The organism is uncultured Arcobacter sp., assembly GCF_937982575.1.
In the GTDB taxonomy this organism is placed as follows: domain Bacteria; phylum Campylobacterota; class Campylobacteria; order Campylobacterales; family Arcobacteraceae; genus Arcobacter.
Genome location: NZ_CALJLR010000005.1, coordinates 25451 through 51959, shown reverse-complemented (window position 1 = coordinate 51959; position 26509 = coordinate 25451). Strand labels below are relative to the sequence as shown.

Below are 26509 nucleotides of genomic sequence, written 5' to 3'. Positions count from 1 at the left end.
AAGATGAAAATAGCAGTATTGGGTGCAGGGATTAGTGGACTGGGCAGTGCTTACTTATTAAGTGCTAAACATGAAGTTGATTTATATGAAATAAGCGATAGGTTTGGTGGACATGCGAGGACAACTCAAGTTCGTGAAGGTGAAAATGAGTTTGGAGTTGATACTGGCTTTTTAGTATTTAATCATGAAACTTACCCTCTTCTTACAAAACTATTTAAAGAACTTGACGTAAAAATAGAGAATTCAGATATGAGTTTTGGTTTTTGGGATACAAAGTCAAATCTTGCATATAATGGTGAGTCATTAGCTGGAATGTTTTTTCAAAAAAAGAATCTTTTTTCTCCAACACATTATAAAATGATTATTGATATATTAAATTTTAATAAAAAAGCAAATAATGATTTAGAGATAAATTCTCCTGATTTAAATAAAACATTAGGTGAATATATCTCCACTTATAGTAAAGCTTTTAAAGAAAGATACCTTATACCAATGGGTTCATCAATTTGGTCAACACCAAGTAATAAAATGCATGAATTTCCTGCTCGCACTTTTATAAACTTCTTTAAAAACCATGGACTACTTGGAGTTGACACTCATCATCAATGGTTAACAGTATCAAATGGAAGTATTAACTATGTAAATAAGATTATTAAAAAGATATCTGGAAAAACAATTTTAAACTCAGATGTTATTTCAGTAAGAAGAGAAGAAAAAAGAGTAATACTAATGCATAAAAATGGCAATGAATCAATTTATGATAAAGTAATATTTGCTATGCATGCTCCTGATGCACTTGGTTTACTTGAAAATGCTAGCCAAAAAGAGACAGAGATACTAGAAGCTTTTGAATACAAAAAAAATAATGCCCTACTCCATACTGACAATAAAGCTTTATATCCAGACAAAAAGATTTATGCTGCATGGAATTATAAAAGCAGTGAAAACAGTGAAAATGCAATACTTTCTTATTGGATTAACACTCTTCAAAACCTAAAAACTAAAAAAGACTATTTTGTTACTTTAAATGAAAGTGATAATGTAGATGATATTATTGAAAGAATTGAGTATGAACACCCTCAATTTGATACAAAAGCAATAAATATGCAAAAAAGAAGAGAAGAGATAAATGGAGTAAATAATACCTATTTTGCAGGTGCATACTGGAGATATGGTTTTCATGAAGATGGACTATGGAGTGCTAATACAATAGCACAAGAGCTAGGATGTGGATTATGAGCCATAAATTTTTTGATGGAATAATATATCATAAAAGGTTTTTACCAGTTGAGCATAGCTTTAAATACAAATTCTTTATGCTTGATATTGATTTAGATAATATAAAGACCTTAAAAAATGGCCTATTTTCAATCAATAGATTCAACTTATTCTCTTTCTTATCAAAAGATCATTTTGGTAAAAAAGAGACTTTTCTTGAGAATGTAGAATATCTATTAAAAGCTCACAATATAGATAAGTCATCAAAGATTCACTTTATAACACTTCCTCGAATCATGAATTTCGTTTTTAATCCAATTAGCCTTTTAATAATAAAAAACAAAGATAATAGACCAACTAAACTTCTTGCAGAAGTGCATAATTACAATGGTGGAAGAGTTATTTATGATGTAGATTTAGAAGAGATAAAAGCTAATAAATATAAAGGAAAAATAAAAAAAGATATGTATGTATCTCCTTTTTTTAATAGAGTTGGCGATTATGAGTTTACTTTTAAATATACAAAAGACGCAATGCTAATAAAAATTGATTTATTTGAAAATAAAAATAGAATGTTAAGCGCATATTTTAATGGAAACTCAATGGAGTTTTCATCAAAAAATGTTTTAAAACTATTTTTTAAACATACATTTTTAACATTTTTTGTAGTTACAAGAACAATATGGCAATCAATAAAATTAAAAAACTTGGGACTATCTTGGGTAAAAGTTACAAAAGAAGATCAAGTAAGGAGATACTAATGAAAAAATTATGGCATAAATTTGGAGAAAATTTACTATCAAAAATACAAATAGGAAATTTAAAAGTAAGCTATCCAAATAATCAAACAAAAACTTATGGGAATATTTTAGATGAAGAAATATCTTTAAAAATCCATAACTATGACTTCTTTAAAAATCTTCTATATTATGGAGATATAGGTTTTGCTGAAAGTTATATGAATAAAGAATTTTCTACAAATAACTTAACAGGACTTATAAAACTAGCACTTTTAAATTCAAAACATATAGGAATCAAAAGTGAAGATAATGGAAAGAACTTTTTAATAAACTTATTACCTCACTTCAATAAGATAAAACATTTACTAAGAAAAAATTCAAAAACGAATTCAAGAAAAAACATTTCAGAGCATTATGATTTATCAAATGATTTTTATAAACTTTTTTTAGATGAAACTATGATGTATTCAGCAGCTATTTTTAAAAGCAAAGATGAAGATTTGTATACAGCTCAAAAAAGAAAAATAGAACACTTAGCAAATAAACTAAAACTAAAAAAAGGTGATAATGTACTAGAAATCGGCTCAGGCTGGGGTTCCATGGCTTTACATCTAGCAAAAGAAAAAGAGTGTAAAGTGACAACTGTAACACTAAGTACTGAACAAAAAAGACTTTGCGAAGAGAAGTTTAAAGAGCATAAGGTTGAAGAGAGTATTGATATTTTCTTAAAAGACTATAGGGACTTAGAGGGTAAATTTGATGCAATTATAGCCGTAGAGATGTTTGAAGCTGTTGGAAAAGAGTATTTTGATATATTCTTTAAAAAATGTGAAGCTTTATTAAAGCCTAGTGGAGTTATTGTTTTACAAATAATTACAATGCCAGATCAAAGATACAAACACTATAGTAATAGTACAGACTTTATTCAAAAGTATATATTCCCAGGTGGTCATTTACCTAGTGTTTCAAAGATATTAGAAACAACTACAAAACATACAAATCTAAACCTACAACATATGGAAGAATTTACAGAAGATTATGCAAAAACTTTAAACATCTGGCACAAAAACTTTTTAGATAAAAAAGAAGAGATAAAAAACCTAGGATTTGATGAATACTTTTTAAGAATGTGGGAAATGTACTTTAACTATTGTGAAGCTGCCTTTTTAACTAGAAATGTAAACTTAGTACAAGTTACATTAACAAGGGATCAAAATATAAATTTAAACAAAGGATTAGTAGCATGAAACTTATAAAATATTCTTTACTTATCGTTTTAACAATTTTAATTACAGGATGTACTTCTATGAAAATGAGTGACTTTAAAGATACAAAACCAGTGTTTATTCCAAAAGATTATTTTAATGGAGATTTAATAGCTTATGGAATAGTAAAAGATATGGGTGGAAAAATCATAAAAAGCTTCAAAGCTGATATGCATGGCTCTTGGGATAATCATGGAGTTGGAACTTTAGATGAAAAGTTTGTTTATAGTGATGGTACTAAGCAAACAAGAGTTTGGACTTTAACTCCTCAAAAAGATGGTACTTACATTGGAACTGCTTCTGATATAGTTGGTGATGCTGTTTTAAGAAGTGAAGGGAATACTGTAATGATGAATTACACTATGAGAGTTCCTTATGGAAAGAGTACAATAGATATTAATGTAAAAGATTGGCTACATTTACAAGAAGATGGTATAATTATAAATCATTCAAAAATGAAAAAGTTTGGCTTTACAGTTGGAGAATTAGTTATTACTATTATAAAATTATAAAGAAATATTATGAAAGACTTATCTAGGTTAAGACAAGAGTACACAACAAAGGGTTTAAGAAGAGAAGACTTGTTAGACTCTCCAATTAAACAGTTTGAATTATGGTTTGAACAAGCTTTATATGCTCAAGTTTTAGAGCCCAATGCCATGAGTTTAGCAACTGTTGGCAAAGATATGAAACCATCAATTAGAACTGTTTTACTAAAATCTTATGATGAAAAAGGATTTGTATTTTTTTCAAACTATAAGAGTAAAAAAGCTTGGCAAATAGAAGAAAATCCAAATGCTGCAATACAATTTGCTTGGCTACAGCTAGAAAGACAAGTTAAAATAGAAGGAATAATTGAAAAGATAAGTACAACAGACTCTTTAAAGTACTTTCTTTCACGTCCAAAAGGTAGTCAAATAGGAGCATGGGTTTCACACCAAAGTGAAGTTATTACTTCTAGAAGTCTACTTGAAGCAAAATTTGATGAAATAAAAAATAAATTTGTAAAAGGTGAAATACCTTTTCCATCTTTTTGGGGTGGATATATTATAAAACCAAAAGTTATTGAGTTTTGGCAAGGTGGCAAAGATAGACTTCATGATAGATTTGAGTATAATCTAAATGAAAAAAACAATTGGGAAATAAATAGATTAGCACCATAAAGGAATAGATATGATTGAATGTTCATGTAAAGAAGAGTTTAATATTTGCGGAAGTGAATCTACAATTCATTTTATTACAAATATTCCAGAAATGATACAAAAAGTTTCAAAACTACTTAAGAACTTGCATCTAAAATCAAAAATTGATGAAAATATTTGTTCTGTAGTTTTGTTAAATCCAAATAGGTTTTTTCATGAAAATATCAATTTCTTATCTGAAAGTTTTTCAGAGTTTGAACAAAAAGAAATACGCGTATTTATAGAAAACCATAAACATCCACTTACAATAAATAATATTCTTAAAGCTAAATCACTATTTTTGTATTTAAATTTCATCAATGATATTTCATTTTTTGAGATTTTATATAGTAAAAGCTTTACCTCTCACTTTCAACCAATTATTGATATGGAAAACAACTCTATCTTTGGACATGAAGCACTAATAAGAGGTGTTTATCCAGATGGTACACTTATGTATCCAGATGAAATTTTTAAAAAATCAGGAAGAAATAATACAAACTTTAAACTTGATCAAATATGTAGAGAAACAGCTTTAAAAACAGCTGCAACAAAAAGAATAAATAAAAAGATATTTATTAACTTTTTACCAACTTCAATATATGACCCTGAATTCTGCCTTCAATCAACAGTTAAATGGGCAAAACAGTTAGAATATGATCCAAAAAACATAGTTTTTGAAGTTGTTGAAACTGAAAAGGTAAAAGATAAAGAGCATCTAAAAACTATTCTCAATTTTTATAGAGAAAAAGGGTTTCTAATTGCCCTAGATGATGTGGGAGAAGGTTATTCATCTTTAAACATGATTATTGATATAAAGCCAGACATTATTAAGATAGATAGAAATATTATAGATAATATTCAAAAAGATACAATGAAACAATCAATATACAAAGCTTTAAAACAAATATCAGATGATAACAATATAAAACTTTTAGCTGAAGGAGTAGAGACTGTAGAAGAGCTAAATAAAGTAAGAGAACTAGGTGTAGATTATGTGCAGGGTTATTACTATTCAAAACCCTTAGCCGAACCAATTAGGAAACTCAAAACAAAATTAATCTAAATCAGAAAAAACCTTTTTTTGATTTAGGATCACTTTTATTTACAAGCATTTCATTTAAATCATTTATTCTACGGTTTTTATTTCTAACATCTTCTTCTAAGTTTTTATTTCTTTCTTTAAAATGTTCTACTAACTCTAAGAGTTCATCGTATTTAAATGCCAGCTTATCATTTTTTTGTTTTTCTGTATTTAAACTTTTGATATAAGAGTCTATCTCCTCTTTTTTAGTGTTCATAAACTTTTCATATTTTTGAGATAGATTATCTCCTTGAAGTTCATAATGTTTTAGTTGTCTTACATTTGAAGCATTCTTTTCTTTTAAAGATTTTATTGTCATTTCAGACTCTTCATATAAATCTCTTAATGTACCTATTTTTTCTTGTAATATACTGTTTTTCTTTTTTAATTCAAACTCTTTTTTGTTTGATTCTTGGAACTTCATTATTACTTTTCTTTGAAAATCTCTTTTTTCTAAATTCTCTTTTGTAGTTAAAAAGGCTATTGTTATATAATCATTATTATTTGTTTTAAAAATAGTATTATTTAAATAGAAGGTTTCCCCTTCTTTTGTTATAAACTTAGTATTTCCTTTCCATAATTTTCCATTATTTAAATCTTCCCATGTATTATCAATGTATTTTTTGGGTATTTCAGGATGAATAACATCATTAAAGTTTAAATTAGTTACATCTTCTTTGTCATATCCAGAAATATCAAGCATAGCTGTATTCATATATGAAATATCACCTTTTTCATCCATTCTAAAAATTAGAGCCGCAACATCAACAGCTTCAATTAAGTACTCTATCTCTCTTCTTTTATTCTCAAGTCGTGTTTCAAGATATTTATTTTCACAAAGATAATCTATTTTTTGTAATAATGTTCTAATATCAACTGGCTTTGTAATATATAAATTAACATTGAGGTTTATGGCTTCAATCATAGTTTCTGCTTCTATTTTTCCAGTAGTAACTATAAAAGGTATATTCATATCGGAACTTCTAACAAGTTTTAAAAAATTTATTCCTGAAACTTTTGGCATATTTAAATCTGAGATTATGATATCAATGTTTTTATCATTTTTATAAATTTCATATGCCTCTTCACCATCAGAAGCTTCTAAAACTGTAGGGAAATACTTTTTTAATACATCAACTAATATCTTTCTATCTGTATTTGAATCTTCTACAACTAATATTGTTATCTTATTTAAAAAACTATTATCCACTTAAATTCCTTTTATTCTGTATATAATATCTCATAAAAAATTAAACTGTACTAAGCTTAATTCAGGATATTATTATTTTATAATAAAAAAGTAATTATTCCATACTAATAATCTTTCTTTATAATTTAAACTTAAGATATAATTACATATAGTTTAAATATTATATTAAAAATAGGATACATTAAATGCTTGAGTTAAAGTTAGTTGTGGTTGAAGATGATGAAGTATTATTAAAAAGAATTACTAGAATATTAAAAAGAGAAATTGCCGAGGTTTACTCCTTCAGTAACCCAGATGAAGCATTAGCAAAAATACTTGAAATCAAACCTGATATTATTGTATCTGATATTCACATGCCAGGTATGAGTGGCTTAGAAATGTATAAAAAAATCAAAGATAAAAACTTAGATGTTCCTATTATCATGGCATCTGCATTTAGTGAACCAAAGTATTTTATAGAAGCTATTAAATTAAAAGTTAAAAACTTTATAGTCAAGCCAATTGATGTTGATAATTTATTAAATGAAATAAGACAGTTCAATAAAGAAATAGAAGAGAAAAAAGAACTAAGTAAAAAAGAAAAAGTATTAAGAATACAATCAAAAATGGCTTCAATGGGCGAGATGCTAGGAAATATTGCTCATCAATGGAGACAACCTTTAAATACAATTTCACTTAGTGCAAGTACAATTCAAGTGGGCAAAGAGATGAAAACTATTGATTATGAAGAAGACTTGGATGAATACTTAGATAATATTATGAACTCTGTAGAATACATGAATACGACAATGAATGATTTTCAAAACTATTTAAAACCAAATAAACTTGAAAGTTGTTTCTATTTAGAGGATACGATAAAAAAAGTAGAAAACCTAATCATTGCACAATGTAAAGCTTATGACATACAACTTATAAAAAATATTAAAAATACGCATTTATGTAATTATCAAAATGAACTTCTACAAGTTATTTTAAATATTATAAAAAATGCAAATGATGAGTTAATAAAAATTGATACAGAAAGATATATTTTTATTGATATAACAGAAGAGAATAATGAAACAGTAATTAAAATAAAAGATAATGCTGGTGGAATACAACAAGAGAATATAGATTCAATATTTGAAGCTTATATAACTGGAAAAGATGAGACAGAAGGTACTGGTATTGGACTTTATATGTCTAAACAGATAGTAGAAAATAGTTTAGAGGGTAAAATCAGTGCCCAAAATACTACTTTTACTTATGATGAAAAAGAGTATAAAGGAGCTGAATTTACTATTAGGCTAAGCTCTTTAATAAATAAGTTAACTGATACTTGACAAGTTGATAATAAATGAACTTCCTTTGTATTTTTTACCTTCAATAATAAGTTCTGAATCATTATAAGATATAGTTCCTTTTAGTGATTTTTCCATCACCATCTTTGAAATATAAAGACCTAATCCTGTACCCATCTCTTTTGTTGTAAAATATGGTTCAAAAATTCTATCCTTAGATTCAGGGTCTATTCCTCCTGCATAATCAGTAATTATAATATCAAAGGTACTATCATCTTTTTTAAGTACTGAAATATCTATTTTATGATTTATATTATCCGAATCTTCCAAAGCAATAATTGCATCCTTTGCATTATTTATACAATTAATTATCAATTGCTTAAGCTCTGAAACTCTACTATTGAGATTATAATCATTAAAATCTGAATCTTCCAATTCTTTAATATTAACTTTTTTATTATCTTTATAAATATATATATCCATATAAATAGCATTTTCTTTTAATTGAGCCCATGAAAACGATATTATTTCATTAAGTGAGTCTATTATATTAAACTCAACAATTTTATTTGATTTTGTAAAAAAGTTTCTAAACTCATCTATAGTTTTTGACATATACCTTAATTGTTCCATAATCTCATCACGGGACTCAGTAAGATACTCCTCATCTATTTCATTGTGTTTATATGCAGGTATTAGGTCTTGAATTGCTAATCCAATAGAGTTTAAAGGCTGTCTCCATTGATGTGCAATTGCAGCAACCATCTCTCCCATTGAGACTAGTTTTGATTGTTGCATTAAAAGATGTTCTTGATTTTTTTCTTTTTCTTGTAGTTCTTTTATGATTGTGATATCTTGACATGTACCAAATATATTGATTGCTTCGTCATTTAAATATGTTGTACTACCTTTTAGATGAACAGTTTTTACTTTATTTCCAACAATTATTTTATATTCCATATTTAAAGGTATTTTATTGTCAATTGCATATTGAATACCATTTTTAACACTCTTCTTATCTTCTGGATGAACAAAATTCATAAAAGAATCATAACTAGGAACAAAATCAGAATCTTCAATTTCAAAAATCTTTAAAATCATATCTGACCAAGAAAAACTATTATCTTTTATATTCCAATCCCAGTGTCCCAATAGAGATATCTTTTCGGCTTCTAATAGTTTTTCAGTAACTGCTTTTTTCTCAGTGATATTTTCAATTATAGATATAAAGTATTCTATTTTTTCTTTTTTCTCATCTAAAAAAACAGGTGTCACTGATAAGTTTACCCATACAACAGTTCCATTTTTATGAATATATCTCTTTTCCATAGAATACTTATCAATTTCTTTTCTTAAAAGCTGTTTTACATGAGAAATATCCTTTTCTAAATCATCTTCATGGGTTATATCTTTAAAGGTAAGTTTTACTGCTTCTTTATTTGTATAACCTATAATTGAAGCAAATTTACTGTTTAGCCTCCAAAAAGTTCCATCTAGTAAAACTAAAGCGATACCTAAGGGCGATTCATTAAAAACATTTTCAAATAACTTTTTATTTTCTCTCTCTTTTTCTATATCTCTAATTGAACCAATAAAAAAAGTTTTAGCATCAATATTTACTTTTGTTATAGATAAACTAATTGGAATCAATTTTTTATTTTTAGTTATACCAAATAGTTCTCTTTGTGTTGTTAGAACTTTTGTCATCATAGTTCTATCATGGCTAGCTAAATATTCATCATGTCTTGAATGATGTGGTTCAGGTATTAAAATATTTACATTTTTTCCTATCAATTCATTTTCTGTATAACCAAAAGTTAATAAAGTAGTATTATTTACTGTTTGTATTATTCCTCTTTCATTTATCATTACAATAGAGTCTAAAGAGTTGTCTAAAATCTTTTTTGTCTTAAACTCACTCTCTTTTAATCTATTTAAATACTCATAAACTATTTTAAAAAAAGGTAAGATTAAAATTAAAATAGCAAAAATAATTGATATGCCTATTATTTTTGATTGATTTATAAATAGGTTTGTATCATTTAAATCTTTAAAACTATAAACTATATAAAAAAGTTCATTGTTCCAAAGCCTTAAGTCTTTAACTATAAAATCATCATCATACGTATTTGTATATATTGAGGAGTCTAACTCTGAGATACTTACATTAAATTTATCTTTGATAGTAAATTTATTATCTTGATATTTTGACCAATTATTTTTATTATCTGAATTTATAATAAAATATCCATCTTTGTCTACTAAGTTTACATTTAAAAATGTTGAAGTGATATGTTCTCTTAACCAATCATTCATTTGATAATTTATTATTACGATACCATCTTTATCTTCTCCTTTGAAAACAGGCATTGCAATTCTTAGCGTTGCACGAAAAGGTATATCTACTTTACCATTTTCTATATTTAAGTCTAAAGGAGAAATACCCATTTCATTTTTTTCTAATTTAATAAAATGCTTAAAATAATCTCTTTGAGATTTATTTTGTAATTCATTTTTAGACATAACCTTAATATCACCATCTTTATTATCTAATTTAATTAACTCATCCCCATCTAAAGAGAGTATTCTTATTTGCATAATTAAATCAAGCTTTTTCATTTGATCTTTAAAAAGACCTATAACTTCTTTTTCATTATTTGTATTTAACTCTCTTAAGTACTCAACAAGCATTATATGGTTTGCTAAAATAGATAGATATGCTTTTCTATCATTTTGAAATAATCTTATACTATTTACTAAATATTTGTATTCAGTTTCAATTTTATCTTTACTTGAATTTTTGATTAAATCTGTGCTATATTTAAAGGTAAAAATAAATATAGAAAAAGATATTATTATACATACTGCTAAAATAAGCCAATGTGTTGAGGTTTTAATTTTTTTCATCTTATTCACTTTTATTTTGAAGTTTTATTAAAATAAATAGTAGCATAAGTAGTATAAATGTTATTAAATTTATATCTAAAAACATTCCTGTTTATTTGATAGTCTTTTTAATTCTTCACAAGAAAATCCAGCTTTTTTTCTTGCTTCAAAATTCATATCTGTTTTTTTGCCTTGTGTACTACCAGGATAGTACTTTTCAAGAAGTTCTAAGTATTTATTCTCCACATTTAGATTCTCTTTTTCACATGCATATCTAAACCATCTATCACCTTTGTAAACATGGTCAACTTCTTCTTCTAAAATAATATTAAGAGCTTTTAGTATTTCACTATTTATTGGATCTGGATTTGATTCAAGTTTTTTCATTATCTTTGGATTTTGGTCAAGTCCATTAGCTTCGAGATATCTTGGAACTATTGCCATTCTATCCACTAAGTGGGTTGTTTTTTTCATAGCTTCAAAAAGGTTTGTATGCACTTCAAAATCACCATACTTATAGCCTATCTTTTCCATAATCTTTTCAATCATTAAAAAGTGTCTTATTTCATCACTGGCAACTTCTAACCAATCTTTATAATAATCACTTGGCATATTTTTAAATCTAAGTGCAGCATCAAGGGCTAAATCAATAGCACTATACTCTATATGTGCAATTGTGTGAAGTAAGCTTCCTTTACCCTCATTTGTATCAAAATACTTTCTAATTTTTACATTTCTAGGCAAAACTATTTTCATGAAACTTTTGTATGATGGTTCATTTTGTGGTTTTGGCTCAAAACTTAAGTCATAATTTACTTTATTAGCTAAGAAATTTTCATAAAAGCTCTCAAATTTTTCAAATTTTTCTTTTGGACTACTTGTTAATAAAATATCTTCTAAGTTTTCAAAATAATTCACTTATTACCTCTAAATTGATATAATCTAATAAAAATAGATTCTATCTAATAAGGTTTGAAATGGATATAAAAATAAAGCCAATGGGCGAATATCAAACAAATTGTTATATTGTAAGTGTTAATGATAAAGATTTTATAATAGACCCAGGTGTTGGTGCAATGCCATGGATAAAAGAAAACGCAAAAAACCCTGTTGTGATTTTAAACACACATGGACATTTTGACCATGTATGGTCAAACAATGAAGTAAGCCGTGAATTTGGTCTAAAAATATATTGTCCTAAAGATGATGCTTTTATGCTAGAAAAAGACCCATATGGCTTTGGAATGACTCCAAGTGTTGCAGATGTATTAGTTGAAGGAGACCAAGAGTTTAAAATAGAAGGTATAACTGTAAAGTATCATTTTTTTCCAGGTCATACACCCGGATGTTCTGCTATTGAGATAGATGGCAATCTTTTTACAGGTGATTTTATATTTAAAGGTACAATTGGTAGAGTTGATTTTCCTTTTTCAAGTCCCCAAAATATGAAAAAAAGCATAAAAAAAGTTTTATCGTGGGAAAAAGATATTGATATCTTTCCTGGGCATGGAGAGAGTACAACACTAAAAAGTGAAGTAGCAGCACTAAATAGTTGGTTGAATTACCTATAAAAACTATTTAACATATAGGTTTTATGCTAGTTTTAAATAAAAAGAATTATAATTAAGTAAATTTACATAAAGAAGAGAGAGTATGTTAAAAAACTCAATATTAAGCTTGATAAAATCATCAAGTCACAATGAAAAAGATTTTAAGTCATTAGAAAAGATTTATGAATTATATGAACAACTTCAATACTCATCAAATATAAAACAAGTGGCTGAAGATATTTATGAGTGGCTTAATAGAAACTATAACGTAGATAATGTAACCTTCTCTTTATTTGATATGAAAAATAATAAAAAAGAAAATATATATGTAAAAGGACAAGAGTTTTATTTAGATGATGATAAGTCTTTTTTCTTTATTATAAATACACATACCTCTCAAAATGCAATTGTATCTTTTTCTGCAACTTCAAAAACACACTATACTGTCTTAGAAGCTGAGTACAACGCTATTGAATCAGCATTTTTTCAGATATCTCCTATCATTCAAAGTGGTATTTTAAAGAAAAACTATATTCAAGCTAATTCTATTGATTCGGTTACAAACGTTTATAATAGACAATACTTAACAGAACATGTAAATAAACTAATAAATTTATCACATAAAGATAAAAATGAAGTTTTCTTTTTAATGGTTGGAATTGACAGGTTTAAAGCTGTAATTGATGAATTTGATTATGATATTGGAGATAAGGTTTTAATTGAACTTGCAAGGGTTATTCACTCAAATATCTCTGAGTTTGATTTAGTAGCAAGACTTTCAGGAGATGAGTTCTTAGTCTCTATTTTAAGTACAGCACAAGAAGATGAAGTAAAAGCTATTTGTGAAAAACTAATTCAAGACTTTGCCCAAGTAGAAATACAAATAAATGAGGAAGCAACTCTTAAAAAAACTATTTGTATAGGTTATGATAAATTTGAAGCATCAACAAATACTATGGATCAAATTATCAAAAACTCAGATACAGCCCTTTATGAAGCTAAAAACAAAGGAAGAAGTTCATTTTTAGCTTTTAAAGACATAAAAGAAGAAGATAATATAGATTTATTTTAGTTCTTCTTTTTTGCTTTAATATAGACTCTTTTGGGTGCAGGATACCCTTCTACAGTTTTAGTTTTATCATTTGGGTCCAAAAAGTCTTCTAAACTTTGGTCAAAAGACCATTGAGTTTTTCTTTGTTCTTCACTTGAAGTGGTAGTAACAGCAAGAACTTCAATATCACAAAACCCTGCTCTAATTAGCCAGTTTTTAAGTGCTGGTATTGTTGGTATAAAATAGATATTGGGAATCTTAGAATACCTTACATTTGGAGTAAGAGCAACTTCTTCTTCACCATCTATCATAAAAGTATCAATTAAGACTTCACCATCTTTGCTTAAAGAGTTTCTTAACAGTTTTAATGTTCCAACTGGATCTGGTCTATGATATAAAACACCTAACATAAAAATAAAATCAAAACTATGATTATATATCTCCAAGTGCTCAACTCCAAGTTTTTCATAAACTATATCGCTTTTAACAAAGTGATTTATAAACTCAAACTGAAGCATAGTTAGAGGACTTGGATCAAAACCAATAAGTTTTTTAGGTTTATCCTCAAGCATTCTAAACATGTAATAGCCATTGTTACAGCCAATATCAGCTACTACTTTATCTTTTAGATTAAAATAAGGTCGTATTAGATTATACTTTATATTACTTTGCCATTCACTATCTATTTCTAAACCAAAAAGATTAAAAGGACCTTTTCTCCAAGGAATTAGAGTTTTAGCAGTTTGTAAAACAGTTTCTCTTTCATCTTGGGTTAAATCCTCTTCTTTACCAACAGTAAGCCAATCCTCAAGTTTAATTTCACATGATTCTTTTACTATTTTTTGTGCTTTTAATAGTTGTTCATGCCAAGGTTTAATGTTTTTCCAGGAGAGACATTCTACTCTCTTTTTTTGTAGTTCTTTTAATTGTTCATTCATAGTGCAATTATAATCATTATTTCTTAAATATCTTTTGATATAATTGCAAAACTTTAATATAGTTAACATAGTTAATATTTTATTAATAAAGCCTGATTATAATAAAACAAAAAAAAAGATACAAAAGGACTTATATTTTGACTAAAATATTGGATATATTATTCTCATTTAAAACTACTCTGATTTTATTGGCAATACTCGCAATTGGAGCAGGAGTAGCTACATTTATGGAAAATGACTACGGAACATCCACAGCAAGAGTACTTGTATATAACCACTGGTGGTATGAATCTATCTTGGTTCTTACAACTGTAAATTTAATGGGTATAATTTATAGAAGAAAGATGTGGAAACAAAAAGCAAAATTTTTGTTTCACTCTTCATTTGTATTGATTTTAATAGGAGCTGCGGTTACAAGATATGCAGGTTATGAAGGAATTATGCAAATAAGAGAGGGGCAAACTCAAAACCTAATGTACTCTTTAGAGCCTTTTTTACAAGTTAACATCAAAGAAAAAGATGGAAGCTCATATTATGCTGAATATCCAATAGAACTATCTGCTTTAGGTGGCAACTACTTCAGCCATGATATTAATTTCAATGGCAAAACTCTAAATGTAAAGTTCAACAAACATATGTATGCAAAAAAAGGTAAAAATGATATGAGTATTCTTACTATTGATGCTACATTAAATGGACAAACAAAAGCTATAAAACTTCCAGGGAAAAGAGGTATTAAAGGAGTTGCAAAAATAGAAGACTTTGGCGATACAATTTTAAGTGTTGAATATGGGTCAAAACTACTAAAACTACCTTTTTCAATAAAATTAAACGACTTCCAACTTGATAGGTACCCAGGAAGTATGTCTCCATCTTCATATGCTTCTGAAGTAACTGTACTACAAGAAAATGGAGAATCTTATGATTATAGAATATTTATGAATAGAACACTTCATCAAGGAAACTTCTTGTTTTTTCAAAGTTCTTATGACCAAGATGAAAAAGGAACAGTTTTGTCTGTAAATAATGACCCAGGTAAATGGCCAACATATTTAGGATACTTTTTCCTTACCTTAGGTCTTGTATTAAACCTATTTAGTAAACAATCAAGATTTTGGATACTTGCAAATAAAATGAAAAATAAAAATATTCTTTCACTGGTACTTGCCCTTGGATTAGCATTTACTGCTTCAAATCTACAAGCAGCAGAACAACAAACTCAAACGCAACAAACCCAAGCTACACAACAGGTACAACAACCTACTGTAAAAGAGTATGATACAGTTGAAGAGTATATTGAAATGCTTAAAAAGGACTCTTTAGACTTAGCTACTAAATTTGGTACGCTTACTGTTCAAAGTCCTATGGGAAGAATGAAACCAGTTGACTCTTTAAATCAAGAAATTCTTTTAAAACTAACAGGTAAAAAATCTATGTTTGGTCTAAATGCTGATCAAATTATACTTGGTATGATTTCTCGTCCAGAGATTTGGAGAAGTGTGAAAATGATAAAAATCACAACTCCAAGATTAAAAAACTATTTAGGGATTGATAAAGATAGAAAGTATATTGCTTTTGCAGAGGTTTTTAAAGATGGAAAATATATTTTAGCTGATGAGATAAATAAAGCAGCAGCTACAAAACCTGCACAAAGAGGAACATACGAAAAAGATATTATAAGAGTAGATGAAAGATTAAATGTTGCATTTATGACGTTTAATGCCAACTTATTTAATATCTTCCCTACTCCACATGATTTTGACTCAACAAAATGGTTTAATCCAGTTGATGCAATGCAAAACTTCCAAGGTCAAGCACAAAAAGCTTTAGAGACAATGATTAGAGGATTTGTAAATACAATTATTCTTGAAGATTGGGAAAATGCTAGTAAATACTTAGACTTTATTTATGCTTATCAAAGAAAAGTTGGGGAGAAAATAATACCAAGTGAACAAGAGATTTCAAATGAAATTATGTTTAATAAACTTGATATTTTCCCAAAACTTACTTTAGCTTACTTACTTGTTGGTTTTATTATGTTGATTACTGCATTTGTTGTAGTATTTAATCCAAAAATCAAACCTAAGAAAACTACTTTAGTAGCCTTTACTGTTTTATCAATACTTTTTGCAGCACATACCTTTGGTATGGGATTCAGATGGGTAGTTGCAGGACATGCTCCTTGGTCAAATACTTATGAATCTCTACTTTATATTTCATGGTCTGGTGTTTTCGCAGGTGTATTTTTCTTTAGAAAATCACTATTTGCCCTTAGTGCTGCTGTAATTGTTGCTGCAATATTTATGTTTACAGCACATCTAACAAGTATTGATCCACAAATAACAAACCTAGTTCCTGTTCTTAAATCATATTGGCTTACAATTCATGTTTCAATTTTAACAGCTTCTTATGGTTTCTTTGGACTAAGTGCTATTATTGGATTTATGACACTTATTTTATTTATCTTTAGAAAAAATAGACCTCACTTAGATGACACTATTAAACAAATAACATATATAAATGAGATGTCTTTAATCATTGGACTAAGTGCTATTACAATAGGAAACTTCCTTGGTGGTGTTTGGGCAAATGAATCATGGGGAAGATATTGGGGATGGGATCCAAAAGAGACTTGGGCATATGTTTCAATTGTAGCTTATGCAATAGTTCTTCACTTAAGATTTGTTAAATCACTAAATAATCCATTTGTACTAACAACTGCTTCTGTTTTGACATTTAGTACAATACTTATGACATATTTTGGTGTAAACTTCTACTTATCAGGAATGCACTCATATGCAACAGGAGACCCTGTACCTGTACCAACTTGGGTTTATGTTGTAACAACCCTTGTATTCTTTACAATTGTAGCCGCATTTAAAAATAGAGATCTAAAAGCCTAAGTTAAATACTTAGGCTTTTTTAATTTAATTTTGAGATACTAACTAGCTCTTCAAAACACTCTTCAAAAGCATCAACAATTTTAGGCTCAAAAAATGTTCCTTTTCCCTCTATAATAATTTCTTTAGATTTCTTTTCATCAAAAGCATCTTTATAACATCTCTTAGACATCAAGGCATCAAAAACATCTACAATAGAGACAATTCTAGCAAATAGTGGTATCTGCTCACCTATTAAACCTTTTGGATAACCTGTGCCATCCCACTTTTCATGATGATATAAAGATATATCTCTTCCAGCTAACATAATTTCAGAGGTTGGATTATCTAATATCGCCGCACCAATTGCTGGATGAGTTTCTATTATTATTCTCTCTTCTTTATCTAGTTTTCCAGGTTTTAATAATATTTTATCTGGAATACCAAGTTTTCCAATATCATGCATTGCACTAGCATATTTTAATATATAAATATCTTCTTCACATAAAGGAAGTTTTTTTGCAATAGCTTCTGAATACAAACCTATTCTATTAATATGTTCAGCGGTATCATTATCTTTATATTCTGCTGCAACTGCTAGTCTAAATAGTGTATCCAAATAAGATTCTTTCAGATTTATTTTCATTTTATTAAAAGAAGTAATAAGTTCATTTATCTCTTTGATAGGGTTTGGATTGACACTAGAGTGGTCTAAATTTAATAACTCTATTTTCTCAGTCATATCTCTTAGTTTTGATATAGGACTAGAGATATATCTTGACATTTTAATACTAATAACTAAAGATATTAAACCCACAAATATAATTAAAAAGATATTTAATCTATTATTCTTTTTTAATAAACCTAAAAAATCATCTTCTAAAACATACATACCAACTGTCCACTCTAAATCACCTATTTTAAAAGGTAAAAACATAGCTTGATAATTTTTTTCATCTTTTGAAAAAGTTAGAAGAATCTTTTCTTTTATTGTTTGTTTATTATTTACTTTAATAAGCTCATTATATGCACTTTTTATTATGTTATCATCATTTAATGTATCTATACTTTTTAAAACATTTTTATGACTAGGTAAAGAGATTACTTTTAAAGATTTGTTTATTAGGAAAACTTTTCCATTATCGCCTAATTTTAAGTTATTTATAAATGAGGCAAGTCTATCTATTTCTATATCTATTCCAATTACACCTCTTAATTTATTATTCTTGTCATATATTGGTGTTGATACTGTTATTCCAGGCTTTTTTGATGTATAAAAAATATATGGTTCAGTCCAAGTAAATTTATTATTTTTAATTGCATTTAAATACCAAGGTCTAATCTTTGGGTTATAGATATCATTTTTTAAAATTCTTTCATTTATTTTATTCATGAATTTATCATTTTGAAAAACTTTTACTGTTTTTTTACCTTCATTATCATATATAATACTTTTTTGTAAAAAGCCAATACTATTCTTTAGAAGCATGGTAAAAGAACCATCAACCGATGCATAATAAAGCCCTGAAAAATACTGATTTATATTCATTTGCTCATAAAAATAGTTAATAAGTTCATTTTGATTTTCAGTACTTATGACATCTCTTCTTTGTAAATTTCTTGTAAAATTTGATGCATCAGTTGCAACATTCATATAGGTTTTTGATTTATCAACTGCAAACTCAGATATATTTTCCATTATTTTATATGATTGTTCAGATAGTGAATTTTTTGTTGTGTAATAAGTTGTAAATAGTATAATACTCATAGAAATAACAATAACTAGAGAAAAAGAGAGTATAAGTAAGCTTTTTAGTGAGAGTTTCATAATTTCCACCTAAAAATTCATTTTTAATTATTTATTATATCTTAAATATAAAAAAGTCACAATTTTATATTTTAATAGTTGTTTTAAATACAAACTCTTTTTGATATAATCACATAAAAATTTAAAGGTTTAACTTGAGTTTAGTTTTAGAAATATTTAAAGAGATAACATCAATACCAAGATGTAGTGGTACTCACAATGAGTTTATAGATTATGTAAAAAATTATGCATCAAAATATGATTATGAATGTTTAGTTGATGATGTAAATAATATATTATGTAAAAAGAAAAATTCAAACTCAAAAATATGTTTACAATCACACTATGATATTGTCTGTCTAATTGATAACACTATTCCTAAAATAGTTGAAAAAGATGGTTATTTTATGGCAGAAAACTCAACACTTGGTGCGGACAATGGAATTGGTTGTTCTTATATGTTAGCACTAATGGCTCAAAACAAAGACTTAGAATACCTTTTTACAGCAGATGAAGAGATAGGATTAATAGGAGCCAATGATATAAACTTAGAAATAAAGTCTCATTTTATGTTAAATTTAGACTCCGAAGAAGAAGGAGAAATATGTATAGGTTGTGCGGGTGGTGTTGATATACTTGCAAAACATACAAGTCATAAACTAGTTGCAAATACACAAAACCTAAAACTATATGAAATAACAATTGCAAAACTAAGAGGTGGGCACAGTGGTGTAAATATCCATGAAAATATACCAAATGCCCTTAAACTAATTGCTAAATCAATTAAAGAGTGTGATGGGAAACTATTGGATTTAAATGGTGGAGAGAGAATAAACTCAATTCCAGCAAATGCAAAAGCAATCATAGCTTCAAAAAAAGCTCCTATTAGTACACATGAAAATATGAGTATCAAAGAAGTAGCAGAGATTCCTCAGCATTTTAATTTATATAGTGATGAAATTATAGATTTTTTATATGATTTTGAAAATGGGGTAATAGAGTTCAATAATGAATTAGATGTAGTAGAAACCTCAATTAACTTAGCAATTGTAAAAACAAATATCAATGAAATAGAGATAAAACTAAGTGCAAGATCTATGGATAATGACAAACTAAACAGTATCAAAGAATCCACTTGCAATCAGCTAAAAAAACAGAACTTTGAAGTCCAAACAAAAGGTAAATATCCAGCTTGGAAACCAGATAAAAATGAGTTTACTCAAAGAGTTTTTGAAATATATAAAAAACATAACCCAAATGCAGAACTTAGAGCTATACATGCAGGACTAGAGTGCGCAATTTTTAAAGAGAAATTCCCTCACCTCAAAGTAGCCTCTATTGGACCAAATATTTATAATCCCCACTCTTATAATGAAAGAGTTAGTATAAAATCTGTTGAAAATTTATTTGAAATTGTAAAAGAGATAATCTCATAAAAGAGGCTAAATAGCCTCTTTTATAATTTTTAAAATAGTTTCTTGTGCACTTTGTGCTATATCTATCATATCAGGATTTATATCATCTACAAGTTGTACCAATGAATTTGTAGCAACTGTAGTCTCTTTGCCTTCTTTATAAACAGAAATTTTACAAGGCATTATTGAACTTAGACTCATATCCTCACTTAAAAACACTTCTGCAACCTTTGGATTACAAATATCTAATATCTGACACTCATTTTTAAAGTCAATCCCTTTTGAGTTTAATGTCTCTTTTACATTATGAATATGTAAAACACCAAACTTAAAATCTGAAATAATCTCTTGTATTTTATCTACTACTTCTTGCACACTTTTTTTACTTTTTTCAATATAAACCATTTTCTATCCTAATTTTATAATCTTGAATTAAAGTATAACTAAAAGCTATAAAAATTACTTTTAATTATTCACAATTATTCTGCATCCCAGAGTTGGTATTGATTCTATTACTTTATACTCTAATTTACTTCTTAATCTATAGATTAATGTTCTCAATGTACTATCAGAAATTGCATTGTTTGTCCAAATCCTTGATTCTAATTCTTCAAAAGATACAAACTCCCCTTTATATTCAATTAGAATTTTTATAAGAGAGACCTCTTTACTTCCAAGTTTTACAGCTAAATCATTATAAAATAACTTTTCATTTTTATTATCAAAGTAATAATTATTACCTAAGCTTTGATACTCGTTGTTTATATTACTTTTATCTATTGCTTTATTTTTATACAGACCTAACATTATGTTAGATTTTAACTCTTCTCTTTTAAAAGGTTTTAATAAATAACTTACAGGATTTGTTTTAATAGCCCTATTAATTGTATTTTCATCTGAAAAAGCTGTTATATATATGATAGGAATATTCTCAAAAGTTTGAATTTCCTCAACAACTTCAATACCATCTTTGCTTTTCCCAAGATTAATATCCATTAAAATTATATCTGGTCTATCAAATTTAACACTACTTATAGCATCATCATAATTTGTTACACAATTACTAACATTATAATTAAATTTTTGTAAAGTCTTTTTCATATCAAGTGCAACAATACTCTCATCTTCTACGATTAATATTTTAGTTTTATTCATTTTTTATTCTCTTTAGTTATTTTTAATTACATTAAAATGATAACATTTTATTGTCACATATTTTGTCACAAAATCATTAAATTTGTTACAATCCTAGAAAAACTTTTTTAAAAAACTTTGAAGCTAAATTTGGGTTATAAGAAATTATAAGACATGGTGTATCAAAACTTCCATAAGTACTTAACTCTTCATAAATCTCAACACCTCCAAGTTTCTCAAATAATTTATAATGCTCTTTTTTTATGCCCGACAATGCAATATCAATATTATTATTAATAAAAATATTATAAATGCCACACATCAAATATTTAAACTCCTGATTTAATCCACTGCCTCTAGTTTTTACAATATTCCTTGAAATTTCACCAATACATGCATACTTTTCTCTCATATTATCAAATGAACATTTTTCTTCAGATGGTAACTTATTGCTAGAATCAAAAATTAATCTTATGGTTGCCGTCACTTCTTTATTGTTTTTATAATATATTATTGCTGATGTCTTATCATATATATCAAAATTTAAACCTTCTATTGTATCTGGAAACTCATTTTGATAATTTATCTCTCTAAATACATCACTTCTTAATTTAAACACTTGAACTAACTCCTCTGCTGTACTTATTAGACTAAGATTTTTATTCTCTACATTCCAAGATAATTTTTTATTAAATGTTATGCTTTCATCAATGATACTTTCTAAAAATATTCTTTTTTGAAAAGTTTCTAATGCATATTTTTGTTCTTTATAAAAACCTTTAGGTAAATAATCCACTCTTTCTTGGATATTTTGTTTAACAAATTCTTGAAGTAAATTTAGGGAGATATTTTTGTTTAGGTTAATCATAGCTTGTCCTTTTTAGGACAAACTTTAATCAGTATGCGTCACATTTAGCGTCACAAACTATTAAGTAGAAGTTACTTTACAACCAATTGAGGAAATTGTTTCAATAATTTTATACTCTAATTTAGACCGTAATCTATAAATTAAAGTTCTTAATGTACTATTAGATACAGGTGCATCTGGCCAAAGTAAATATTCAATTTCACTAAAAGATACAATATTACCATTTGCTTCAACTAAAAGTGTTAATAATTTTTTCTCTTTTAGTCCTAATTTTATTGGCAATTGATTATAAAAAAGTATTTCATTTTTTAAGTCATAATAAAAGTTAAAGCCCAAACTTTTATTAATATTTACACTTTTTTTAATATCTGAGTTGTTAATTTTATATATACAAAGCATGATTGTAGATTTTAACTCTTCCCTTTTAAACGGCTTAATTAAATACCCAATAGGATTAGTTTGAATTGCTTTAAATATAGTATCTTCATCTGAATATGCAGTAAGATATATGATTGGTATATTTTCTATTTTTTGAATATCAATTACAGTATCGATTCCATTTTTACTATTTTTTAAATTGATATCCATTAATATTATTGAAGGTTTATAAATTTGTACGCTACTAATAGCAGAATCATAATTTGATACACATTCTACATTCTTATATCCAAAACTATTTAATGTGCGTTTTATATCAAGAGAAACTATACTTTCATCTTCTACTATTAGTATTTTTATATTATTCATTATCTTCCCAAATAATAGTGATAGTTACACCATCATTTGATTGTATTTTTATATTTGCTCCCAATTGATTTTCACATAAAGTATTTACTAAAGTTAAACCTAAAGATTGTTTTTTATTTTTTTCATCAAATCCTATTCCATCATCTTTTATTATTAGTTGTACATTTTGTTCAATCTTTTTCAAACTAATTGTTATATTCCCTTCTTTTGCTGGGAAAGCGTATTTTAAAGAGTTTGTAACCAATTCATTAATGATAAGTCCACAATATATAGCTTGTTCTATTTTTAATCTAGTTTGAATATCAAAATTTATTTCAATATCACTTTCATAGCTATCTTTTATCTCTTCTATAAGTAAATCAAAATATTCATAGGCATTGATATCTGTTATATCATTTTGATTATATAAAAGCTCATGTAGATGACCCATTGCATTAATTCTATTTTGGATAGTTATTAGTATATCTTGCAACTTCTTATCTTCTATTTCATCATTTTGAAGTCTTATTAAAGAGACTATAGTTTGCATATTATTTTTTACTCTATGATTTAATTCTTTTAAAAGCAGCTCTTTTTCATCTAGTGCATATTTTAAGTCTTTTGTTTTCTCTTCAACACTTTTTTCAAGTCTTTTTGTTTCATTTTGTTGTTGAATTATTAATTTCTGATTTACTTCATTTTTCTCTTTTTGCAAACTATTAATTCTATTTGCTAATGCTACAGAGAAAATCACTGCTTCTAGTAGAAAAGAAATCTCTATTAAATACTTTGAATAGCCATAAATATCAAATATTCCAGCACTTGATAAAAACATTAATATTCCAGAAGATAAAAATATAAACCAACCAAAAAGTATAAAATACGCTTGTTTGTTTCTTTTTATTGTGGCATAAATTGTTATATACATCAAAAATATCAAGAATATCATTGTAATACTATTTCTATATTTATCATACCCTTGTGTTAATAGAAAAACTCCAATAGAAATAGGTATCAAAATTAAAAATAGATTTAATATCTTATTATGAATAGGGTATTGACTTGTTTGTAAAAAACTTTTAGTAAAAAGTCCTAGCCCATATACAGGAAGAGCTACAAAAAAAGATGCCATAGAAATAATAATTGTCATATTTTCACTAGTTAGAAAATAGGCATTTGCTATACCAACGTATAATAGATGATGGATAATAAGTCCAATCATATATACAACATAATATAAATAACTAATATCCCTAGTAAAAAAGAAAATAAATAGATTATATAAGGCAAGTATTAACATCGCTCCAAAAAATAGTGCAAGAATAAGTTGGTGTTTTATCTCTTTATTATAGAAGCTATCACTATTCCATAAATTAAGCTTTACAATTAATGTAGTAATAAAAGATGATGCTTTTACATAGTATGTTGAACTTTCTTTGGGTTTTAGTTCTATTATAAAAATAGGATTGATAATTGTTTCATGTAAATTTTTTAAAGAGAGTCCATCTTCTTCTTTTTTATAATTTTTATTTGGATTATAAAACTCTATATTTGTAGTAAGTGGATTATCATATTCCAAAATTTTAGAAATGACTTTATCTGTGTTGTTTTTTAAAGTAAATTTAATCCAAACGTCAAAATCTGGTGAATACCCAAACCCTAAAAGCTTTTTATCATTTTTTTTAAATAGTTGACTAGAATTATCTATCTCGTCTATAGTCATATTTCTACTTCTATCTAAAAAAATTTCACTATGAGGTAATAAGTTAATAAATTTTGTTTGATTATCCACAGTAACTGGATTTGCGTAAATAAAAGTTGTAATAAATAAGAAAAATATTATTTTTAAATGTTTCATATGTATAAGCCTAATTTTAATGCTTTATTATACATGATAAAAATTATTATTCATATAAATACCGATTAAACTTTATCGCACTTTTACTATTAAGTCCTAAACTTCAAGTTTTTTTGGACAATCTTTCCACTAGTAAAAACTTCTCTAAAAGAAAGATAATAGTCAGAACTTTGTGTCCTACTTCTTGTTGGCAGGATATATGCCTCTCAAATTTTAAAAATAGTTTTAATGCTTTTTGTTAAATTTTGATTATATTAAAAAAATAAGCTTTAATTCTTTTAGATAATAATGACTCCAGGGAACAAATCCCTAGAATCATTTAATTCATATCTGGTTTTGGAGTTTTTTCAGTAATTACGGGAAGTTGTGGATATGAAATATCTGGTTTATCACCTGTTAAAGCATTTAAAAAAGTTACAATCTTATCAGTATCTTTATCAGAGATTTTCATATCAAGTTGAATATCACCCATTAATTTTACTGCTTGTTTTAAAGACCATACATTTCCATTGTGAAAATATGGAGCAGTTTCTTCAATATTTCTTAGTGTTGGAGTTTTAACCATGCCATCTTTTGTACCAGTAAATCCACCTACATTTAGATTATATTTTTTAGCATCAAAGGGCATCATAGTTCCACCAAGACCAATATCATTGTGACAAGAAGCACATCCTTTGTCAATAAATACAGTCATACCTTCTTTTTCACTTGGAGTTAAAGCATTCATGTTCCCATTTAAAAATGCATCATATCTTGAAGGAGTAATTAATTTTCTTTCAAATACTGCAATTGTGTCAGTAATTAGTGCAAAATCAATTTTTATATTATCTCCATAAGCTTTTTTGAACTCTTGTACATATGCAGGCATAGAAAGAACTCTTTTTTCAACTAAACCTTTTGGCGCAGCCATTTCTGGACCTGCTTGAATAGGTCCTTGTGCTTGAGCTTCTAAGTGAGGATCTCTTCCGTCCCAAAATTGTACTTTATTTAATACTGAGTTATAAACTGTTGGTGAGTTTAAGTGTGCTGGATTTGGAGTCCATTTATGACCTACTGCTGCACCTACACCATCAACTCCACCCATTCCTAAGTTATGACATGTATTACATGAAATAATTCCACTTTTTGAAAGTCTTGGATCAAAATAAAGCTTTTTACCGAGCTCAACTTTTGCATCTGTAATTGGATTTTTTGGATTATCCACAAGTTTTAATATTTCTAATTGACTAGTTGGGATTGCTTTAAGACCAGCATCACCAGCTTTTTTTAAAAGTTCTGAATCCGACATTGCAAAAGCACTTACTCCTGCAAATAAAACTGTTACTAAAACCATAGCTTTTTTTTTCATTTTTCTCTCCTTAAAATGTTTTATTAAGAAGTATAAGAAAAAAAAATGTGGAAATTATGAGAAAATAAAAT

The 26509-nt window shown here is 27.0% G+C and carries 22 protein-coding genes; 11 read left to right on the top strand and 11 right to left on the bottom strand.

Features of this window, described 5'->3' with window-relative positions; all coding sequences use genetic code 11:
- Positions 1-3: 3 nt before the first annotated feature.
- Genes Q0617_RS03720 through Q0617_RS03695 form a run of 6 tightly spaced genes read left to right on the top strand, consistent with a single transcriptional unit; the run spans position 4 to position 5470 of the window.
- Entirely contained in the window at positions 4-1239 is a 1236-nt protein-coding gene (locus Q0617_RS03720) for an FAD-dependent oxidoreductase (protein WP_298750620.1), read from the top strand.
- Entirely contained in the window at positions 1236-1979 is a 744-nt protein-coding gene (locus tag Q0617_RS03715; protein WP_298750618.1) for a DUF1365 domain-containing protein, read from the top strand. Before Q0617_RS03720 ends, Q0617_RS03715 begins: the two co-directional genes overlap by 4 nt.
- The gene (locus Q0617_RS03710) at positions 1979-3205 is read left to right on the top strand and encodes a cyclopropane-fatty-acyl-phospholipid synthase family protein (protein WP_298750615.1); all 1227 of its coding nucleotides are present in this window, start codon (positions 1979-1981) and stop codon (positions 3203-3205) included. The genes Q0617_RS03715 and Q0617_RS03710 overlap by 1 nt, the downstream gene beginning before the upstream one ends.
- Positions 3202-3735 (top strand): DUF3833 domain-containing protein, encoded by a 534-nt coding sequence (locus Q0617_RS03705; RefSeq protein ID WP_298750613.1) that lies wholly within the window; start codon positions 3202-3204, stop codon positions 3733-3735. Before Q0617_RS03710 ends, Q0617_RS03705 begins: the two co-directional genes overlap by 4 nt.
- 9 nt (positions 3736-3744) lie before the next feature.
- Positions 3745-4386, top strand: a complete 642-nt coding sequence (gene pdxH / locus Q0617_RS03700) for a pyridoxamine 5'-phosphate oxidase (RefSeq protein WP_298750611.1) — start codon at positions 3745-3747, stop codon at positions 4384-4386.
- 10 nt (positions 4387-4396) lie between these two features.
- The gene (locus Q0617_RS03695) at positions 4397-5470 is read left to right on the top strand and encodes an EAL domain-containing protein (protein WP_298750609.1); all 1074 of its coding nucleotides are present in this window, start codon (positions 4397-4399) and stop codon (positions 5468-5470) included.
- A 1-nt stretch (position 5471) separates the two neighbouring features.
- Here Q0617_RS03695 and Q0617_RS03690 read toward each other — a convergent pair whose 3' ends face one another.
- Positions 5472-6698, bottom strand: a complete 1227-nt coding sequence (locus Q0617_RS03690; protein ID WP_298750607.1) for a response regulator — start codon at positions 6696-6698, stop codon at positions 5472-5474.
- Positions 6699-6883: 185 nt separating this feature from the next.
- Here Q0617_RS03690 and Q0617_RS03685 point away from each other — a divergent pair, with 185 nt between their 5' ends.
- Positions 6884-8020, top strand: coding sequence for a hybrid sensor histidine kinase/response regulator (locus Q0617_RS03685; protein WP_298750606.1), 1137 nt, complete (start codon positions 6884-6886; stop codon positions 8018-8020).
- On the opposite strand, the gene Q0617_RS03680 is transcribed toward Q0617_RS03685, so the two are convergent.
- Positions 8006-10885, bottom strand: a complete 2880-nt coding sequence (locus Q0617_RS03680; protein WP_298750605.1) for a PAS domain S-box protein — start codon at positions 10883-10885, stop codon at positions 8006-8008. The two genes, Q0617_RS03685 and Q0617_RS03680, sit on opposite strands and share 15 nt — an antisense overlap.
- A gap of 75 nt (positions 10886-10960) precedes the next feature.
- The gene (locus Q0617_RS03675) at positions 10961-11782 is read right to left on the bottom strand and encodes a ferritin-like domain-containing protein (protein ID WP_298750604.1); all 822 of its coding nucleotides are present in this window, start codon (positions 11780-11782) and stop codon (positions 10961-10963) included.
- Between the two features lie 59 nt (positions 11783-11841).
- Between Q0617_RS03675 and Q0617_RS03670 the strand changes: the two genes are divergently transcribed.
- Positions 11842-12435: an MBL fold metallo-hydrolase gene (locus Q0617_RS03670; RefSeq protein ID WP_298750601.1), complete on the top strand. Its 594-nt coding sequence runs from the start codon at positions 11842-11844 to the stop codon at positions 12433-12435.
- 82 nt (positions 12436-12517) lie between these two features.
- Positions 12518-13486 (top strand): GGDEF domain-containing protein, encoded by a 969-nt coding sequence (locus tag Q0617_RS03665; protein ID WP_298750599.1) that lies wholly within the window; start codon positions 12518-12520, stop codon positions 13484-13486.
- Here the strand turns inward: Q0617_RS03665 and cmoB are convergent.
- The gene (gene cmoB / locus Q0617_RS03660) at positions 13483-14403 is read right to left on the bottom strand and encodes a tRNA 5-methoxyuridine(34)/uridine 5-oxyacetic acid(34) synthase CmoB (protein WP_298750597.1); all 921 of its coding nucleotides are present in this window, start codon (positions 14401-14403) and stop codon (positions 13483-13485) included. The genes Q0617_RS03665 and cmoB overlap by 4 nt on opposite strands.
- A 137-nt stretch (positions 14404-14540) precedes the next feature.
- Here cmoB and ccsA point away from each other — a divergent pair, with 137 nt between their 5' ends.
- Positions 14541-17306, top strand: coding sequence for a cytochrome c biogenesis protein CcsA (ccsA, locus tag Q0617_RS03655; protein ID WP_298750595.1), 2766 nt, complete (start codon positions 14541-14543; stop codon positions 17304-17306).
- Positions 17307-17325: 19 nt separating this feature from the next.
- On the opposite strand, the gene Q0617_RS03650 is transcribed toward ccsA, so the two are convergent.
- Positions 17326-19110, bottom strand: coding sequence for an HD domain-containing phosphohydrolase (locus Q0617_RS03650; protein ID WP_298750593.1), 1785 nt, complete (start codon positions 19108-19110; stop codon positions 17326-17328).
- A gap of 134 nt (positions 19111-19244) precedes the next feature.
- Between Q0617_RS03650 and Q0617_RS03645 the strand changes: the two genes are divergently transcribed.
- A complete protein-coding gene (locus Q0617_RS03645; RefSeq protein ID WP_298750590.1) occupies positions 19245-20525 on the top strand; it encodes a M20/M25/M40 family metallo-hydrolase in 1281 nt (426 codons plus the stop codon).
- A 6-nt stretch (positions 20526-20531) separates the two neighbouring features.
- Here the strand turns inward: Q0617_RS03645 and Q0617_RS03640 are convergent, their stop codons facing one another.
- From Q0617_RS03640 to Q0617_RS03615, 6 genes are all read right to left on the bottom strand, one after another.
- The gene (locus Q0617_RS03640) at positions 20532-20909 is read right to left on the bottom strand and encodes a DUF302 domain-containing protein (protein ID WP_298750589.1); all 378 of its coding nucleotides are present in this window, start codon (positions 20907-20909) and stop codon (positions 20532-20534) included.
- 60 nt (positions 20910-20969) lie between these two features.
- Positions 20970-21659, bottom strand: coding sequence for a response regulator (locus tag Q0617_RS03635; protein ID WP_298750587.1), 690 nt, complete (start codon positions 21657-21659; stop codon positions 20970-20972).
- Between the two features lie 85 nt (positions 21660-21744).
- Complete coding sequence (locus Q0617_RS03630; protein WP_298750586.1) at positions 21745-22506, bottom strand: hypothetical protein; 762 nt, start codon at positions 22504-22506, stop codon at positions 21745-21747.
- Positions 22507-22566: 60 nt separating this feature from the next.
- The gene (locus tag Q0617_RS03625) at positions 22567-23253 is read right to left on the bottom strand and encodes a response regulator (RefSeq protein ID WP_298750585.1); all 687 of its coding nucleotides are present in this window, start codon (positions 23251-23253) and stop codon (positions 22567-22569) included.
- Positions 23246-25090, bottom strand: a complete 1845-nt coding sequence (locus Q0617_RS03620) for a 7TM diverse intracellular signaling domain-containing protein (RefSeq protein ID WP_298750584.1) — start codon at positions 25088-25090, stop codon at positions 23246-23248. The genes Q0617_RS03625 and Q0617_RS03620 overlap by 8 nt, the downstream gene beginning before the upstream one ends.
- A 319-nt stretch (positions 25091-25409) precedes the next feature.
- Positions 25410-26378, bottom strand: a complete 969-nt coding sequence (locus Q0617_RS03615) for a cytochrome-c peroxidase (protein WP_298751178.1) — start codon at positions 26376-26378, stop codon at positions 25410-25412.
- Positions 26379-26509: the final 131 nt, after the last annotated feature.